13 protein-coding genes are annotated in these 18,664 nt (G+C 65.7%); 4 read left to right on the forward strand and 9 right to left on the reverse strand.

Features of this window, described 5'->3' with window-relative positions; translation table 11 throughout:
* Positions 1 to 198 precede the first annotated feature (198 nt).
* From E3T54_RS10865 to E3T54_RS10880, 4 genes are all read right to left on the reverse strand, one after another.
* Positions 199 to 1,176: an NAD(P)H-quinone oxidoreductase gene (locus E3T54_RS10865; RefSeq protein ID WP_134475687.1), complete on the reverse strand. Its 978-nt coding sequence runs from the start codon at positions 1,174 to 1,176 to the stop codon at positions 199 to 201.
* A gap of 154 nt (positions 1,177 to 1,330) precedes the next feature.
* Positions 1,331 to 2,104 (reverse strand): ice-binding family protein, encoded by a 774-nt coding sequence (locus E3T54_RS10870; protein ID WP_134475688.1) that lies wholly within the window; start codon positions 2,102 to 2,104, stop codon positions 1,331 to 1,333.
* 352 nt (positions 2,105 to 2,456) lie between these two features.
* Positions 2,457 to 3,422, reverse strand: coding sequence for an N-acetylglucosamine kinase (locus E3T54_RS10875; RefSeq protein WP_198414469.1), 966 nt, complete (start codon positions 3,420 to 3,422; stop codon positions 2,457 to 2,459).
* Entirely contained in the window at positions 3,419 to 4,633 is a 1,215-nt protein-coding gene (locus E3T54_RS10880; protein WP_134475689.1) for an SIS domain-containing protein, read from the reverse strand. Before E3T54_RS10880 ends, E3T54_RS10875 begins: the two co-directional genes overlap by 4 nt.
* Positions 4,634 to 4,734: 101 nt before the next feature.
* Between E3T54_RS10880 and E3T54_RS10885 the strand changes: the two genes are divergently transcribed.
* Positions 4,735 to 5,601: a DeoR/GlpR family DNA-binding transcription regulator gene (locus tag E3T54_RS10885; RefSeq protein WP_134475690.1), complete on the forward strand. Its 867-nt coding sequence runs from the start codon at positions 4,735 to 4,737 to the stop codon at positions 5,599 to 5,601.
* 10 nt (positions 5,602 to 5,611) lie between these two features.
* On the opposite strand, the gene E3T54_RS10890 is transcribed toward E3T54_RS10885, so the two are convergent.
* The 5 genes from E3T54_RS10890 to E3T54_RS10910 form a co-directional block, all read right to left on the reverse strand.
* On the reverse strand, positions 5,612 to 6,448 hold the full coding sequence (locus E3T54_RS10890) for a carbohydrate ABC transporter permease (protein WP_134475691.1): 837 nt from the start codon (positions 6,446 to 6,448) through the stop codon (positions 5,612 to 5,614).
* A complete protein-coding gene (locus E3T54_RS10895) occupies positions 6,448 to 7,401 on the reverse strand; it encodes a carbohydrate ABC transporter permease (RefSeq protein ID WP_134475692.1) in 954 nt (317 codons plus the stop codon). Before E3T54_RS10895 ends, E3T54_RS10890 begins: the two co-directional genes overlap by 1 nt.
* A 37-nt stretch (positions 7,402 to 7,438) precedes the next feature.
* Positions 7,439 to 8,767, reverse strand: coding sequence for an ABC transporter substrate-binding protein (locus E3T54_RS10900; RefSeq protein ID WP_134475693.1), 1,329 nt, complete (start codon positions 8,765 to 8,767; stop codon positions 7,439 to 7,441).
* 218 nt (positions 8,768 to 8,985) lie between these two features.
* Positions 8,986 to 9,429, reverse strand: a complete 444-nt coding sequence (locus tag E3T54_RS10905) for a hypothetical protein (RefSeq protein WP_134475694.1) — start codon at positions 9,427 to 9,429, stop codon at positions 8,986 to 8,988.
* 494 nt (positions 9,430 to 9,923) lie between these two features.
* Entirely contained in the window at positions 9,924 to 10,901 is a 978-nt protein-coding gene (locus tag E3T54_RS10910) for a YDG/SRA domain-containing protein (RefSeq protein WP_134475695.1), read from the reverse strand.
* A gap of 247 nt (positions 10,902 to 11,148) precedes the next feature.
* On the opposite strand from E3T54_RS10910, the gene E3T54_RS10915 reads away from it, so the two are divergent.
* The 3 genes from E3T54_RS10915 (at position 11,149) to E3T54_RS10925 (ending at position 18,434) form a co-directional block, all read left to right on the forward strand.
* Complete coding sequence (locus E3T54_RS10915; protein WP_198414470.1) at positions 11,149 to 13,056, forward strand: DUF2075 domain-containing protein; 1,908 nt, start codon at positions 11,149 to 11,151, stop codon at positions 13,054 to 13,056.
* Positions 13,057 to 13,135: 79 nt separating this feature from the next.
* Complete coding sequence (locus E3T54_RS10920; RefSeq protein ID WP_134475696.1) at positions 13,136 to 13,324, forward strand: Loki-CTERM sorting domain-containing protein; 189 nt, start codon at positions 13,136 to 13,138, stop codon at positions 13,322 to 13,324.
* 253 nt (positions 13,325 to 13,577) lie between these two features.
* On the forward strand, positions 13,578 to 18,434 hold the full coding sequence (locus E3T54_RS10925; protein WP_134475697.1) for an NAD-glutamate dehydrogenase: 4,857 nt from the start codon (positions 13,578 to 13,580) through the stop codon (positions 18,432 to 18,434).
* The last annotated feature ends 230 nt before the right edge of the window (positions 18,435 to 18,664 follow it).

Here is an 18,664-nt window from a genome sequence, read left to right on the forward strand (position 1 = left end):
CGGCGGGGACCGATCCGGCGGGCGCCTGCGGGGTTTCGGTGGGGGTGTCCATGCGTTAAGTCTCCGCCGAACCACCGACATTCCTACCGACAAAGGGCCGGTCAGCTGCGTTTTCGGTGGATAACTTCGACGGGTTGGCGCCTGTGGAGGAAGGGCAGCCGCCGACTCCGGCACCAGTCCGCTCCGTCACCACCCCCCTCAGGGCACCAGCAGGATCTTCCCCACGTGCGCCGACGACTCCATCCGCCGGTGCGCATCCGCCGCCGACGAGAACGGGAACCGGCTGTCGATCACCGGGCGGGAGGCTCCGGATTCGACCCACGGCCAGACATCCGTTCGGATGCCGCGCATGATCGCGACCTTCTCCTCGAACGGGCGCGAGCGGAGGGTGGTGCCCCAGTACCGGCCGCGCTTCTGCATGAGGTGGAACGGGTTGAAGCTCGCGTTCTCGCCGCTCTGGTTGGCGATCACCATGATGCGTCCGCCCATCGCCAGCGCCGCGACATTGCGCGCCGCGTACGAGCCGCCGATGATGTCGAGGATCACGTCGGCCCCGTGCCCGTCGGTCGCGGCAGCAATCTCGGCCGGGAAGTCCTGCTCGCGGTAGTTGATCAGGATCTCCGCCCCGAGGCTCCGGCACACCTCGAGTTTCGAAGCCGATCCGGCCGTCACCGCCACCCGCGCGCCGGACAGCACGCCCAGCTGGATCGCCGTCGTGCCGATCCCGCTGGCGCCGCCGTGCACGAGCAGCGTCTCGCCGGCGGCCAGGCCCGCGCTCATGAACACGTTCGACCACACGGTCGCCAGCGCCTCGGGCAGCCCGGCCGCCTCGACGAGGTCGAGCGAGTCCGGAACCGGCAGCGCGAGGTCCTCGTGCACCACCGCCTCGGAGGCGTAGCCGCCGCCGGCGAGCAGCGCGCACACCCGGTCGCCGACCGCGAATTGCGCGGCCTCGGCCCCGACCTCGGTCACCACGCCCGACACCTCGAGCCCCGGCCACTGCGGCGCCCCGGCCGGCGACGGGTAACGCCCCTGCCGCTGCGCAACGTCCGCGCGGTTGGCGCCCGCCGCGGCCACCTGAATCCGGATGTCCCTGGCGCCGACAGGCAGGTCGTCCACTGTGGCGAGGGAAAGGGCTTCGGGCCCGCCGGGGGCGTTCACGAGGATTGCGCGCATGCGCTCATCCTACGAGCGCCCCACTCGCGGTCGTCGAGTCGCACCGGTGGTCGAGCCGGTCGAGACCCGCCGCGACGCTGGCCGAATCGCGAAGGGCCGGCGAAACGACGAACGTCGTCTCCCCGGCCCCAGCTCCTGGCCTGCGAAGTAGTAGCTAGTTCGCCGGTTCGGTGACTGTGTTGCTCTGCAGGGTGACCGCCGTCTGCGCCAGCAGGCGGCCGTTGATCGATGCGCCGGTGTTCATGGCGATCATGGTCTTGCTCAGGATCGTGCCTTCGAAATGGGCGGTCGTGCCGAGGGTCACGGCCCCGGCGGCCTGCCAGAACACGTTCTTGGCCTGAACGCCGCCCACGAGGGTGACGTTCTTGGCCGGCGCCTGGTCGATGTTGCCGGAGACCTGGAAGACGAAGACGTCGTCCGGACCCCCGGAGAGTTTGACGTCGTTGGAGATCGAAACGTCGGTGCTCCACTTGTAGAGGCCCGGGACGAGGGTGCGTCCGCCGATCTCTCCGGCGCCGAGGTTGACGAAGTCCGGATTCACGCGCCCGGCCGCATCGGTGTACGCGATACCCATGTCGCCGACTGCGCTCGTGAGCAGCGTGGAATCCGTGACCTTGCAGGCCGGGCCAGCGGCGTCGACGGAGTAGATCGTGCCGGTCACCTCCGGGCAGGTCAGCAGGATAGCCGCGCCGGTGATCGGGCTCGACCCGACGTTGCCTGTGACCGCGGATGAGGGGACATCCGTCACCCCGGTCTGCGACAGGATTGCGAAGGTGCCGGCAACGCCGAGGGCGACGGGTGCCTGGGGGAGCGGTTCCGCGACGGCTGCTCCACCGAAGCCGGCGCTGCCGACTCCGACCACTGCGACGGCCAACAGGGCGGCCAGAAGTCGTTTACGCGGAGTGGATAGGTGCTGGAATTTTGTCATGGTGCTCTCCCTCTCAATGGACCCGCAGGATGCGGATTGGGCAGGGCCGCGGTGGGCGCGGTCTCCGATGCTGCACATCGGGTTTCTGGGCGTTGGCCACCTGCGCCCCTGGCCTGATTCACCCAAAGAAAGAGAGCCCCCGGTCCCACGATCAACGGGCGTCCACCACGCACTCTTGTGTGCACGCCCCACGGGACCGATTCCAACGAATCGAATCTGTCTACCCCAACAGTAGGGGTGCCCCGGCTGCCCAGCGTGAAGCCCGGAGGCGTGTTCTCCTGACGTTCACCCCGGTGGTCGAGCCCTCGGTGGTCGAGCCCTCGGTGGTCGACCCAGGTTCACCGGACACCCCTCACCGAAAGCGAAGAACCGCGAGTGCCTTCTCCGACAGCGGGCTGCCGGCTCGCTTTGCCGCATAGAGCGCGGCGCCCACGACGGGGCTGAACAGGGGTGGGCGCAGGTCGTAGTTCGGATTGTCCGCGACCAGGGCGTCTTCGAAGCCCCGGCGAATGAACTCCGCGTTGAACATCCCGCCCGAGTACGACACGGGGACAAGGTCGTCCACGCCGAAGCCGAGTTCGACCCGCGTGGTTTCGACGATCGTGGCCAGTTCAACGCACGCGTCGGTCAGAATGCCGGCGGCAACGGCGTCACCCTGCAACTCCGCTTCGACGACCGTCCTGGACAGGTCGGCGATGGCGCTTCGCCGGCCCTGCCAGCGGTCGACCACGATGTGGATCAGGTCGAGGTCGCTTGTCACGCCGACCCGCGATTTGATCGCGTCGTACAGGGGGCCGCGGGGGAGTCGGCCATCACTCATCCGAGTGAACGCGTTCAAGCCTCGGATGGCGATCCAGTATGCAGAGCCCTCGTCGCCGAACAGTTCGCCCCATCCGCCGGCTCGATAGCCCAGGCCGTCACGCTCTCCATAGGTCATGGAGCCGGTTCCGCTGATGACGTTGATGCCGTCGATGCCGCCCAGTGACCCGGCCCAGCCGCAGACCATGTCGTTGTCGCAGGAGTACCGGTCGTGGCCGAGAACGTTACGGGGAAGCGCGTTCAGGGTTTCCACGTCGCCGCTCGCCTCGCCGTAGCCGGGCAGGCTGAAGAAGGCCTGACGGATGTCCGCTGGTTCGACGCCCGCAGCGCGGCACACCTGGCCGACACCGTCAGCGAGCACCCGTTCGACGAGCTCGATTCCCTCGGTGAAGTAGTAGCAGCTCTGCGTTTGTGCCTCGGCCAGGATCTGTCCCGAGTCGTCGAGGAGCACGAAGGCGGTCTTTGAGCCGCCACCGTCGACGCCCAGGAACAGCGTCACGGCCGGGCGCTCGCGCCCGCGGCTGCGCCCGCGGCTGCGCCCGCGGCTGCGCCCGCGGCAGGAAGCAACGGGTGGATGGTGACGCCCTGCACAACGCGGTTGACGTCGCCTCCGGGGAACGGGTTGTCTGCTGTCGTGCCGAGCTGCAGGGCGAACGACAAACCCAGGATCTGTGCCACGACGACGTAGCCTACGGCAAGGTACGCGTCGTTCAGGCCGGCCAGCCCCTCGAGAACCCACGATTCGCCGAGCGACGAAGGCAGCGGCTCTGAGGCGATCACGATGACGCTTTCCGGCTTCTGGGTTGAGCGGAGCTCGGCGATGATGTCCAGGTCGTACTGGCGGGTGTACGGGTCCGATGACACGTAGACGAGCACGAGCGTGCGGTCGTCGAGCACGGCCTTGGGGCCGTGGCGAAAGCCCAATGCGGAGTCGAAGTAGGTGACGACCCGGCCCGCGGTGAGCTCCAGGAGCTTCAGGGCCGATTCGCGAGCCAGGCCGGTCAGCGGGCCGCTTCCCAGGTACACGATCCGGTCGTATCCGCCCGCGGCGAGCTGGCGGATCGCCTGCTGCCGGGACTGGATGACCTGCGTCGCGGCGGCGGCGAGGGCGCTGACTGCTGCGTCATTCTCGCCCCCCAGGATGAGCAGGCACGACAGCAGCATCGACGTGAAGCTCGAGGTCATCGCGAACCCCTCGTCGTTGGAGCGCTCGGGCATCAGCACGGTCATGGACTTCTCGCGACCCTCGTGCTCCCGGTAGAGGCCGCCGACCCGGTCGCAGGTCAGCACCAGGTGGCTCACGTCGGTGAGGCATTCGTCGGCCAGGCGGGTCGCGGCGATGCTCTCCGGGCTGTTGCCCGATCGAGCAAAGGAGATGAGCAGTGTGGGCAGATCCTCCGCGAGAGCGTCCCGCGGGTTCGAGACGATGTCTGTGGTCGCGAGGGCGTCGACGCGACGGTCGAGAAGCCGGGAGAGGGCCGGAGCCGCGATCTGCCCGACGAAGGCGGACGTGCCGGCCCCGGTCAGCACGATTCGCAGGTCGGGGCGGGCCAGCAGCGGCGCGAGGAACGCATCCAGATCCTGGCGCAGTGCCGCAATCGCGGATGCGGCCTCGCCCCAGACCTCGGGCTGCTGGAGGATCTCGCGGACCGTGGCTACAGAGCCGGGGCCGGGGGTGAGGACGCCGGGTGAGGTGAGCGGACTAGTCATTAGTAAATACTGCGACATACTGCGTGGTTCACGCAATATCACGAGCGTTTTGGCGCTAAAGTGGGCACAAACAATGCGCATTTGAGACAAGAAAGCGAATCATGTCCACTGACGGCTACTTCGAAGCCCATCCTCGCGCAGTATCGGCCAAGCGCTCCGACCGGATGCGATCGATCCTGTCCGCGCTTCATGAGCAGAACGCGGTGTCCCTGGCCTCTCTCGCCAGCGAACTCGGGGTGTCTGCCGCGACCCTCCGGCGCGATCTGGCCGACCTCGACGAGCAGGGCCTGCTCGTGCGAACCCACGGGGGCGCCCGCGCATTGGACTCCCACAGTGAGATCCCGGTCCGGCTTCGCGACACCCAGTTCAGGGAAGCCAAACAACGCATCGCCCGGCGCGCGGTCGAAATGATCCCCTCCGGGCCGTACGCCGTGGCGATCAGTGGCGGCACCACCACGGCGGAAGTGGCCAGGGCCCTCGGCAATCGCACGGAGTTGACGATCGTGACCAACTCGCTCACGACCGCCCTGGAGTGCGCGGCGCGGCCCCAGCTCAAGGTGATCATCACCGGCGGGGTCGTGCGGTTGAGTTCGTTCGAGGCGGTCGGGTCGCTGTCGGAGAACACGTTCAAGGCGATCAACGTGGGCACGGCCATCCTCGGTACCGACGGCATCACGGCCGCCGGCGGGGTGACGACGCACGATGACACCGAGGCCCGCACGAACAACGCGATGGTCGCCAGCGCCCAGCGAGTGATCGTGGTGGCCGACGGTTCGAAGGTCGGGCGGGTGACGCTGGCGAAGATGGCGGATCTGTCCCAGATCAGCGACTTGATCACCGACTCGAATGCAGACCCGGTCGAGCTGGAGCGCATCGCCGACGCCGGCGTGCAGGTGCACGTCGTCGATCTCACCGGGGCGCGGCCGTCACGTCCCAAGCAGGCGAAGGCCGCCTCCCCGGACGCTTGACCGCCCCCGGCTACTTCACGCTTCCGGCGAGCAGCCCGCTGACGATGTACTTGTTCAGGATCAGGGCAATGGCCGCGGGAACGGCGATGGCGATGATTCCGGCGGCGCTGAGCAGCGAGAAGGGCACGACGTGCCTGCCCTGCAGCGCGGCGATGACGACAGTCAGAGGCTGCGTCGACAGGTCGCTCGACAGCACGAGCGGGAACAGGAACTGGCCCCACGCGAACAGGAACGTGATGATCGCGGTGGAGATGATTCCGGGCAGGGCCAGGGGAATCACGATGTGCCACAGGATCTTCATCCGGCTGGCGCCATCCATGGTTCCGGCTTCCTCAATGGCTAACGGAAGACTCTTCATGTAGTTGTAGAGAATCCAGGTCGCGAGCGGGAGGAACCCCGAGACGTACACGAGCACGATGCCTGTATACGTGTTCACGAGGCCGAATGTGCTCAGGATGCGGTAGATCGGGATCAGGGTCGTGTACGCCGGGAATGCCATCGTGGCGAGCACGGCGTAGAACAGGATCTTCCCGCCCCGGAACTTCATCCGGGCGAATGCGTACGCCGCGAGCGTCGCCAGCACGACGGTGATCACGGTGGCCAGCGTGCACTCGATCAGGATGTTGATGGAGGACTGGCGAATCGCCGCTGCGGTCTCACCCTCGCCGGTGAGCAGCGCCAGGTAGTTGGACAACGTCGGGGTGGGCGGAACGTAGTTCGACGGCTTCGAGCTCACCTGGGCATCCGTTTGGAGGCTGGTGTTCAGCGCCCAGTACACGGGGACGAGGGACCAGATCACGATGAAGGCGACTCCGAACCATCGGAACCAGTGCGGACGGCGATTCATCAGTACTCCACAGGGCGGTAGACGAGCTTGAGAATTCCGAGCGACAGCACCAGCGTGACGATCGTGATGATGAGCGACAGCGCGTACCCCTGCCCGAAGTCAAGGTTTTGGAAGCTGATGAAGTAGGTCTGCATGGTGAGGGATGCTCCGGTGCTGGCAGCGCCGTTGAGAATGTAGGGCTGGTCGAAGATGTTGAGGGTCGCGATCACCGCCTGCACCATCGCGATGGTGATGCCGGGCGCGGTGAGCGGCAGGGTGACCGACCAGAACACCTTCCACGGCGACCCGCCGTCCAGGCTCGCGGCTTCATAGAGTTCATCGGGGATGTTCTGCATTGAGGCCAGCACGAGCAGGGTGGAGAGCGGGGTGATCTGCCAGACCTGCACCATCTCGATGGCCAGGATCGTCATGAATTTGTTCTGGCCGAGGAAGACCTGGTACGTGTCGATCAGGTGCATGGACGTCAGCAGGCTGTTGACCAGGCCGGTATTGCTGTCCCAGATGTTGCTCCAGATGATCCCGTTGACGACGCCCGGGAGGGCCCAGGGCAGAATCAGCACGGCGATGAGCAGGGAGCGACCGAGGAACTTCTTGCGCAGGATGACCGCGAAGAACACCGCGAGCACCGTCGACAGGATGACGCCGACGAGCACGTAGATCACCGTGTTGCCCATGCTCGAGAGCACGCCGGCGTCGTTGAACAGGTTGACGAAGTTTTCAAAGCCGTTGAACCGCACGGGCGGATTCAGCGCCTGGTCCTTGAAGAACGAGGCCACGATCGTGAAGAGCGCGGGGATCAGGGCGAGGCTGATGATGAAGAGTGCGAGCGGGGTGACGAGCGCGTAGGGCAGGATGTCGAATCGGCCGCGCCGTTTGGCCCTGGGGGACGCGAGCTTCGCGCGTCCCCCAGGGCCTACGACTGGGACGTTCTTGATCCGGGTATCAGAGTTCACCGTTGCGTTTCAGGTCGGGTTGCGCGTCGGGTTCGGGTCACGAGCCGCTTGAGAGCTTGTCAGCGGTGTCGGAGATCGCCTTCATCGCATCCTTGACGCTGATGGAGCCCGCTGCGGCAGCGTGCAGGTTCGTGTTGACCGCTCGGGAGAACTCGGGGTACCAGGCAGGCGCGCCCTCGGGGAAGACCGGCCGGGCGCTGTCCTTCAGGATCGAGGTCAGCACGTCTCCGCCGGCCAGCTTGCCGTCCGCGGTGAGCTGCTCGATGGCGCTCAGGCGAGAGGGGAGGAAGTAGCCAGGGAAGACGTTGTCGGGGCCTTCGCCGCCGGCGAATCCGTACTGGGCCTTCTGGGAGGTGAACCACTCGATGAACTTGGCGGCCGCCTCCTTGTACTTGGCGGTGACGGGAATCCCGATGCCATCCGGGTTGCTGACGTTCGGTCCGACACCGTCGACGCCGGGCGTGGGCAGGTAGGCGACCTTGCCGACGACGCTGGACGTGTCGGGGATGTCGTAGAGGCTGCCGACGTTTCCGGAGTAGTCAGCGAACGTGGATGCGACGCCGCCCTTGGCCATGAGGGTCTGCTGGCCCTGCGTGTCGCTCACGTTGATGTTTCCCGGGGGAACGAGCCCGGACTTGACGCCGTTGACCATCCACTCGGCCGCCTTGTAGCCGGCGGAGTCGGGGTCAGAGAACTGCGGCTTGCCGTCGCCGTCGAGGACGGTTCCGCCGAAGGCCGCGGTGGTCTGGTACCAGTAGGTGGACAGCCCTTCCGCCGCGGCGAAGGGGATGTTCAGGGGGTACTCGGCTACGCCGCTCGACTTCAGCTTCTCCAGGTCCGCGGTGTATTCCGCGATGGTGGTCGGCATCGTCGTGATCCCGGCCTTCTCGAACAGCTCCGTGTTCACCGTCGTGGTGAGGAAGGATGCGTCGAAGGGGATGCCGACAACGTGCCCGTCCGACACGAAGGAGTCCAGCTGCGGCATGTCCTTCTTGTAGGAGTCCGTGTCCAGGTAGTCCTCCAGGGGTTCGAACCACTTCAGCGTGCCCAGCTGGCCGACCCGCGACCAGTCCACGTCGGTGGCGTCGGCGAAGTACGTCTTGGCGGCCGATGAGGCAGCGATCTTGGTCTGGAGGCTGTCCCAGTCGATGGTCGACCACTTGACCTTGATGCCCGTGTCCTTGGTGAACTCGGCAAGAGCGGCCTTGGGCGGCGGGGCCGTGAACAGGGCGACGGTGATCGTCACGCCCTTGGTCTCTGAGGAAGACTTGTTCGCTGCAGGCGCGCAGCCGGAGAGGCCGAGGCCCAGGATCGCCACACTCGCCAGGACTGCGCCCGTCCGTGTGTATTTACGCAGTGAAGCCATTTCAAACCTTCCGTTCCTGGAAAGCGCGGAAAGGCGCTCACCGCTGGTAACCGACCCATGACGATGCTGTCAAGTGAAATGACTGTGCCACACACTGCGCACTTACGCAAGAAATGTGCATAAAAACTGCTCACTTGGCTCACGGGTCGGTCGAAATGAACGGTTGATCGAAGTCGGACCGCTCGCCCCGCCGGTGGTCGAGCCTGTCGAGACCTCAATCAGCGTGTCGTGACCTCTCCGGTGTAGCTGCTGAACTCAGCGATGACTCCGAAAGTGGAGCCGGTGACCGTCAAGGTGTACCCACTCAGATCGGCAGATGGCTGATAGCTCAGCTCTGCCCCGCGCGGGACCATACCGAGTACCTCTCCGGTCGGGGTCATGACCCTTCGATTGTCGGTGGTCACGGCGAGCGATGCGGGCCAAGGATGGCCAGCCGGCGTGATGCGGTTCATCACATAAGCCAGTGTTCCTGCGGTTTGGACCACCGTGCCCCACTCCTCCTGCTGCGTGGCTGCAGGTATCGATTCGGGTTGAGGCGCGGGCGGCTGCACAACGGCCGCGGCGGGCTGCTCCAGCACGGGGAGAGGTGGCTGGGCCGCCGATGCCGGTTCGGTCTGTGCCGCCACACCAGGAAGGTGGAGGCCCGCCACGAAGTTGATCATTGGGTTACTCGGGAGAACGAGCAGGAACGCGGCGAGACTGTAAACCATGACGGCCGTTCCGACGGTACCGAAGAGAATGCCCAACCTGGGTGCCACGGAGCTCGTTGCGCGGCCCGCTCGCCGTTTCCCGAGGGCGTGAAGCCCATAGGCGATGGCTGTGACTCCTACGGTAGAAGCCAAGAATCCACGCTGGGTTGAGTCGTTGACGGGTTGAAACACCGCCATGAGCAGGGCCACCGTCCCAAGGAGAAGCGATGCCCATCCGGCAGCATTGCCGGATCTGTTGTCTCTCACTTGTGCCTGTCTTGTTCTCGTTGGGGTCCTGCGGCGAATTGACGGGCCAGCTGACGGTGCGTCCCAAAGCTGGTTCGCGGGACGGAACGGGCGGGCCGCTGGCCGATTCGCGGAACGGTTCGAAGCGCGGGGGGTTGGATCGGGCGATGGGGACCAATCCCGAGGTCCTGGTGGTGGTGGCACAGATCGATTACCCGTCGCTACGCGCTGGCGAGGAGCTGCTCGGCGCCGCTCGGAAAGCCCGACGACTGAGTCCACAGCGAGCGGTGGTAGCGAGCGTTCAGCACGTCAACCACGTGTCGCTTCCGAAAGTTCAGACCCGCGACCGGCGTCATTGTCCGAGTCTCGACTGCCACCATCTTGTCCGTGAGCACCATTCCCCCTAGGTCGAACTGAGCATGGTGATTGGGGCAGAGACAGAGGATATTGCTCAATTCGTCGCGGCCGAGATGCGGTCGGCCGAGTGCCCGCACATGAGCTCCCTCGGCGTAGGAGCCTCCGTTGACTGTGGCCACCGCCGTTTCACAAATCTGGCACTGGAAGTCGTATAGGCGCTTCACCTCTCGGGCCAGCTGCGAGTCTCGAATGCGCCTAGACACGATGGTGTCCGCGAATTCAGGGTCGGGGATGTTAAGGCTCTGAGGTTCGAGGGGCGTCTGCTCGTCAATTCGCTCGAGGCGGAATCGCACGATCTGGAAGCCGTTCTGCCCTTCCTCCATCCACCATTGAGTGACGAGGTACAACCCGGAGTAGAGGTAACCGGCAGGAGGCGCAAACGGTGACCCTGTGTGCTTACCTCGGATCACGCGTACCGGCAGGGCCTGGGCGAGGCTGGTGATCAGCCCTGCATTGCCGGGAGCATCTGGAGACTGATCCTTGGTTTGCCGCGTGCTGTTGAGGTCTTTGCCGCCATGGCCGGTATAGAGGATGTAATCGCCGTGGTCTTCATCGTCGATGTAACCGCCCGAGACAACGATTGAGTCGGCGCCTTCAGATTTCGTGCCGCTGATCCCCGCCTGGGTCGGGCGATGCACGAAAGCTTCGTGCAGTTCCCGACGATTGACGAAGAGCCGACCGACCCTGACTCCGTCAGGTGTTCCAAAGAATCTCTCCACGTGTGCCCCCGCCGCCAGACTATCGACCAGCAATGGCGCGAGGTATGGGGTGGCTGGCGCCATTTCGAGGGACAGCCGGGGCTTCTCGCGCCCAGGGCTTGCTCCCCAACGAATCCTGACGTTACCGCGTCGACCCAATCGATGGTCGCCCGGTGAGTTGCTCGGACACGTGTCGCCTCGACTGGATACTCTTCACATCAGAGCGCCGTTGACGGGGGAATATTTGGCCGGGGAAATCAAGAGGGCTTACTACTCCGCGCGCGTCCAGGACTTCCTTCGGGAGGATCCCGCCGCGGTTCTCGGAACTCTGGTGTCCAACGCGATCGACGTTGATCAGACACAGCGCGTTGCCTGGCAGCGGCAAATCACAATCCTGAGGGATCAACTCGCGTCGGATCCCCGAGGCGACGTGCACTTTGAATTCGCGATCCCTCGAGTGGGCCGAAGAGCAGACGTCGTGCTGGTCAAGGACGCTGCCGTCTTCGTTGTGGAATTCAAAGTCGGATCGAGCAACTACGGGAGTCTCGATATTCGGCAAGCGCACGGGTACGCGGTCGACCTCAAGAACTTCCACGGCGCCAGTGAATCAGTGGCCCTGGTGCCCGTGCTCGTCTGCACTGCCGCCGACACGCGAACCATCCAATGCCAGTTCGCTCCAGACGGAGTCGCACTTCCGCTTCTGTCGAACGGTTCCAACCTGGGCTGGATCTTGGCCAACGTCGCGAATGATCCCGATCATGAGGTCGTGGATGCAGACGAGTGGGCGAGGGGTTCGTACCGGCCAACACCGACCATTGTCGAGGCCGCTCAATACCTGTACGCGAACCACAGCGTCGCTGCGATTGCCCAAAGCGGGGCCGCTGCCGAGAACCTTTCGCTGACCACGCGGACTATCCAAGAAATCGTGTCGAGCTCGCGCGCACGATCGCGCAAGAGTATCTGTTTCGTGACCGGTGTTCCTGGCTCCGGCAAGACTCTGGCGGGGCTGAACATAGCGACCGTGCTCGACTATGAGGGACCGCAGTCAGATCCAGATCTGGCTGTCTTTCTCTCGGGTAACGGCCCGCTCGTCGCTGTCTTGCGTGAAGCTTTGGCTCGAGATTCCAAGGGGAGGGACGAGACGCAGTCGATCACGGATGCGCGGAGGCGAACCGAGAGGTTCATCCAGAACGTGCATCATTTTCGAGATGAGACCCTGCGAGACGATCGGGCCCCTGTCGAGAAGGTTGCGGTCTTCGACGAAGCGCAACGGGCGTGGGACCTGCGCCAGACCGCGAAGTTCATGTCGGCCAAGAAGGGCATTGATGGGTTCGACATGTCCGAGCCTGAGTTCCTCATGAGTGTCATGGATCGTCATGAGGATTGGTGTGTCATCGTCGCCTTGGTCGGTGGCGGGCAGGAACTGAACACCGGCGAAACTGGGCTTGGCGGATGGTTCAGTGCGTTGGACGAGCGATTCGCAGAGTGGGACGTCTACTACTCGGGTCAGATCTCGCAGCCGGCGTACGACGGAGGCGACGTTGACTTCGGTGCCCTGGCCTCTAAGCATCGAGTGTCGGAGTCACACCCAGGGCTTCACCTCTCCACGTCGATGCGGTCGTTTCGCGCGGATCATCTGTCGCATTTGGTGCACTACCTGATCCAGAACGAACCTGATTTGGCGCTATCGGAGTACGAGAAGTTTCGCAGTAAATACGAAATCTTTGTCTCGCGTGACATCCAGGAAGCGCGTGACTGGTTGGTCTCCAAGGACCGCGGATCGGAGACTCGAGGGATGTTGGCCTCGTCGGGCGGGATGCGACTCCGCCCCTACGGGATTCACGTCAAGAATGAACTCGAACCCGAGCACTGGTTCCTCGATGGCCCGTACGACATTCGTTCGAGCCATCTGCTGGAGGTTATCGCTACCGAGTTTGATGTCCAGGGCCTCGAGCTCGATTGGTGTTTGGTCGGCTGGGATGGGGATCTGAGGCACAACGGATCTCGTTTTGAACACTGGCAGTTCAAAGGAACGAAATGGCAGCAACGAGGACAGATGGAGAGCCGCAAGTTTCTCGAAAACGCCTATCGAGTTCTTCTCACGAGGGCGCGGCAGGGAATGGTCATTTTTGTACCCGCCGGCGATGCGCTCGATCCAACTCGTCCCCCGAGCTACTACGACGACACCTATGACTATCTGATGCGCTGCGGCCTGACGCCCTTGGGTCACGGCCGATAACCACTTGGGGGCGGGCGCGCTTGTCGCTCCCCGAACTGGCGGCTGGCGGCCGGGCGGCCCGCACCGGTACGGTCAACGCATGCCGACTGATCTCACGTTCATCCTGTTCCTTGGAGTCTTCGCGGTCCTTGCGGCGTTGTTCCTCGCTTGGAAGAAGCGCTCTGGCCGTCGCAAGGCAGCAGCAGCAGTCGCGGCGAGGAAGTCGAAGAACAGGACTGGACCGGTCTGGATGACCGAGTACGGGACGCATCCGCTCGATCTCGACTAGACGTGCGGCGACAAGTCCCAGCCCTGAGACCGCCCATCGCTCCCGGGAGTGCGGAAGACCTCAGCGCTGCGAATCATCGACCGGGATCCACCGGCATCCGACCGCGGCGAAATCGCAGACCCTGCGGTGGTTCGATGTGCGCATCCTGCTCAGTGAAACTACGATGGGTTGAGCAAGGGGCCTCCACGTTTACCGCCGGATCGGCAGGCCCGATCAGCGAAGATCAGAGCACTTAATGGAGGCGTTTCTTTTCATGTCGTCAGAATCCACCCGCACGGGTCAGTCCCCGACGGGTAGCGAGCTCGAGGCCTTCATCGCCGACTACTACGAGCACCTTGCGGGTGAAGACGCCCAGGCCTACGACGTGAACGTTTTGCGCGCGCGCGCCAGCTACCACTGGCAGGTCGCGCGCAACCGGCGGCCGAAGACCGCGAACGTCGAGATCCGCAACGAATCCGGCCGCAGCGTCGTCTACATCGTCACCGACGACATGCCCTTCCTCGTCGACTCGGTCAACGCCGAACTCGTGCGCCAGCACTCGGCCATCCACCTGGTCGTGCACCCTCTCCTCGCGGTCACCCGCAACCGGGTCGCCAACGACCTCATCGACGTCAACCGGATTCCGTCCAGCGTCGGCATTTCCAGCGGCGACACCTCCGCGATGCCCGACATCTCCCACCTGCTCGGCAACGACGACGACGCCCCGCACCTCGAGTCCTGGATCGCGATCGAGATCGACCGCGCCACCGACGAGCAGCAGGGCAAGCTCATCGCCGGCCTCACCCGGGTGCTCAGCGACGTGCGGGCCGCGGTGGACGACTGGCAGCCGATGCGCGCGAAGTCCGTGCTGATCGCCGACGCGCTCGGCAAGGTCGCCCACGCCGAGGGCATCCCGGACCTCAACCAGACCCAGGAACTGCTGCGCTGGCTCGACCGGGACAACTTCACCTTCCTCGGCTACCGGGAGTACGACCTGGGCACCGTTGACGGCGAAGACGTGCTCACCATCCGTGACGGCAGCGGCCTCGGCCTGCTGCGCTCCTCCGAAGACGGCCACCAGATCCAGCACCTCACCGAAGCCGGCCGCCTGATGGCGCGCGAGCGACGCGCCCTGGTGATCACGAAGGCGAACTCGCGCTCCAGCGTGCACCGCCCCGCCTACTTCGACTACATCGGCATCAAGAGCTTCGACGAGAACGGCAACGTCAACGGCGAGCAGCGCTTCATCGGCCTCTTCGCCGCCAGCGCCTACACGAGCTCCGTGCGGGCCGTGCCGATCCTGCGTGAGAAGGTCGACGCCGTGATGGCCAAGATCGGCTTCCCGGTCGGCTCGCACAGCGACAAAGACCTCCTCGGCATCCTCGAAACCTACCCGCGCGACGAGCTGTTCCAGATGGATGTCGACGCCCTGGTCACCACGGCCCTCGCCATCCAGCGCCTGCAGGAACGCCGCCGCACCCGCCTCTTCCTGCGCCCGGACATCTACGGCCGCTTCATGTCCGCGATGGTCTTCCTGCCCCGCGACCGGTACACCACGGCCGTGCGTCTGCGCATCGAGAAGGAACTGCGCGAGACCTTCCACGCGGAGTCCCTCGACTTCGAGGCCCGGATGACCGAATCCGCCCTGGCCCGCCTGTTCTTCCGCATCCGCCTGCCGAAGGATGCCCAGGTCGCGGGCGTCGACGCCGTCGCGCTCGAGCGCCGCCTGGTCATGGCCGTGCGTGCCTGGTCGGAGGGCATCACCGAGGAACTCCGCGAACACCGCTCGCTCGATGAGGCGGAGCACCTGTCCGCCCTCTGGGCCGAGGCGTTCCCCGACAGCTACCGGGTCGACTACGAGATCGAGGATGCGCTCGAGGACATCGGCAGGTTCGAGGCGTGCGCCACCGCGGCCACCGCGGCCGCGGCATCCGGCGACGGGCCCGCGGCGCCGGGGCTGTACGTCTATCTGCCGGATGCGTCGCGTGACGAACCCGAGGCGGAAGACGCCCGGGTCAAGCTCTACATGATGGAGTCGCAGAGCCTCAGCCAGATCCTGCCGTACTTCCAGAACCTCGGCCTCGAGGTTCTCGACGAGGTCCCCTTCGAGATCGAGACCTCCGACGGGCGCGACTTCTTCCTCTACGACCTGGGCCTGAACTACCCGGCCGGCGTCGACCCGGTCGCGACCGGCCGGCTCCTGGCCGACTCCTTCGGCGCCGCAGTGCGCGGCGCCGTCGAATCGGACGGCCTCGACCGCCTGGTGCTCCGGGAGGGCATGGCCTGGCACCGGGTCGTCATCCTGCGCAGCTACGCCAAGTACATGCGCCAGATGGGCAACACGAACTCCTACGAGTTCGTCGCCGACACCCTGCTCGCCAACCCGGCCGTCGCCGGCGGCCTGGTGTCGCTCTTCGAGGCGCGGTTCGACCCCAAGCTGACCGACGACGAACGCACCGTCGGCCTGGCGCACGTGCGCGCCGAGCTCACCGCCGCCATGGAGCAGGTCGCGACCCTCGACGCCGACCGCGTGCTGCGCACCTTCATCGACCTGATCGAAGCGTCGCTGCGCACCAACTTCTTCCAGCAGAAGCCGTACCTGAGCATCAAGCTCGACCCGACCCTGATCGATTCGCTGCCCTTCCCTCGGCCGAAGTACGAGATCTGGGTGTACTCGCCGCGCGTCGAGGGCGTGCACCTGCGCTTCGGCAAGGTCGCCCGCGGCGGCCTGCGCTGGTCGGACCGCCGGGAGGACTTTCGCACCGAAATCCTCGGCCTGGTCAAGGCGCAGACGGTCAAGAACGCCGTCATCGTGCCCACCGGCGCCAAGGGCGGATTCTTCGCCAAGAAGCTCCCCGACCCCGCCGTCGACCGCTCGGCCTGGATGGCCGAGGGCGTCGAGAGCTACAAGACCTTCATCAGCGGGCTGCTGGACCTCACCGACAACCTGGTCGCCACGGCCGACGGTGAACAGGTCGTGCCGCCGGCCAGGGTCGTGCGCCACGACGACGACGACTCGTACCTGGTGGTCGCCGCCGACAAGGGAACGGCATCCTTCTCCGACATCGCCAACGGGCTGGCCGCGGACTACGGCTTCTGGCTCGGCGACGCCTTCGCCTCGGGCGGCTCGGTCGGCTACGACCACAAGGCCATGGGCATCACGGCCCGCGGCGCGTGGGAGTCGGTCAAGCGCCACTTCAGCGAGCTCGGCGTCGACACCCAGACCGAGGACTTCACCGTCGTCGGGGTGGGCGACATGTCCGGCGACGTGTTCGGGAACGGCATGCTGCTGTCGGAGCACATCCGTCTCATCGCGGCCTTCGATCACCGGCACATCTTCCTGGACCCGAACCCGGATGCCGCGGCCTCCTTCGCCGAACGCCGGCGGCTCTTCGACCTGCCGCGTTCCTCCTGGGCGGACTACAACGAGGCCCTGATCAGCCCCGGCGGCGGGGTCTATCCGCGCCACGCCAAGGCCGTCCCGATCTCCGCCGAGGTGCAGGTGGCGCTCGGGCTGCCGGGCGGCACGACGAAGATCAGCCCGCCGGAACTGCTCCGCGCCATCCTCACGGCGCCGGCGGACCTGCTCTACAACGGCGGTATCGGAACCTACGTCAAGGCGAGCAGTGAGACGGCCGCGCAGGTCGGCGACAAGGCGAACGACGCCATCCGTGTGGATGGCCGGGAGCTGCGCGTGAAGGTCGTCGGCGAGGGCGGAAACCTCGGGATGACCCAGCTCGGCCGGATCGAAGCGGCCCTGAACGGCGTCATCCTCAACACCGACGCGATCGACAACTCGGCCGGCGTGGACTGCTCCGACCACGAGGTCAACATCAAGATCTTCGTCGACCGGATGGTCGCGGCGGGCAAACTCGACGCCGCGCACCGCACCGAGTTCCTCGCCTCGATGACCGACGAGGTCGGGCGGCTGGTGCTGGTGGACAACGTCGACCAGAACATCCTGCTGCTCAACGACCGGGTGAAGGTCGTCAACTGGAGCCCCAGCTACGAACGGCTGATGGACTGGCTGGAGGCATCCGGCGATCTCAAGCGCGACCTGGAGGCGCTGCCGACGACGGCGACGCTGCGGGAACGGCTGGAGCAGGGGCAGGGCCTGACCTCGCCGGAGCTGTCCGTGCTGGCCGCCTACGCCAAGATCGAGCTGGCCACGGCGCTGCGGGACAGCGACCTGGCCGACGACCCGTGGTTCGGCAAGACCCTGCGACGCTACTTCCCCAAGCAGCTGTCGGATCGTTTCGACGCCGAAATCGACACGCATCCGCTGCGCCGCGAGATCATCGCCACGGTCGTGGCCAACGACATGATCAACCTCGGCGGCGTGACCTTCGCCTTCCGCACGATGGAGGAGACCTCCGCGAACCCGGCCACGATTGCGCGGGCGTTCGTCGCCCTGCGCGAGGTCTTCGAGCTGGACATCATGGTCGGCGAGCTCAACGCGCTGCCGTCGTCGTTCCCGACCGAACACTGGTCGGCGATCCACCTCGACATCCGTCGCCTGCTCGACCGTGCCGTGCGCTGGCAGGTCAACCAGGGCGGGTCGCCCGCCGTGGCGGAGGTCGTCGCCCAGTACAAGCCGCAGACCGACGTCATGCGCGCACACCTCGTGGACTACGTGCAGGGCGAGGACCTCAAGCGCATGCACTCCCTGCTGCAGACGGCGAAGGACTGGGGCGTTCCGGAGGATCTCGGACGCCGGTGGATCGAGCTCTTCGAGGCTTTCGCGCTTCTGGACGTGGCCAAGATCGCCACCCAGGCCAAGGCGCCGATGCAGGATGTGGCCGCGGTGTACTACACGGTCTACGACCGCTTCCGGGTGGACAACCTGCTCGAGCGCATCACGGCGCTGCCGCGCAAGGACCGCTGGCAGGCGCTGGCCCGCGCGGCCCTGCGCGACGACCTCTATTCGACGGTGGCCGACATGACCACGCGCGTGCTGGAATCCACGGCTGCCGGCACCGCGGAGGAACGCATGCTCGCCTGGGAGGCCCTCAACGCGGAGCAGCTGAGCCGGTCACGGAGCGTGTTCGAGGAAGTCAACGCCCTCGGCCGCGACGACATGGCATCCCTCTCGGTCGCCCTGCGCCTGATGCGCTCCGTCGTGCGCCGCTGACCCGCCGCAGCCCCTGCACGCCCCCGCCCACCCTGGATTACCCGCCCCGAACGGTGGCCAACTCAGGAGAATCGGGTGCGCCGCGGTTTCCGGCCGCGGAAACACGCGGTCGCGCCTGGCGCGACGACGGAATCTCCTGAGTTAGCCACGGGCCGGCGCGGCCACCACGGCCCCGGCTGGGCATCGCCTCCCATGGTGGCAAATTCAGGAGAATCGGGTACGCAGTGTCA

The organism is Cryobacterium sp. Sr8, assembly GCF_004403225.1.
Lineage (GTDB): Bacteria > Actinomycetota > Actinomycetes > Actinomycetales > Microbacteriaceae > Cryobacterium > Cryobacterium psychrotolerans.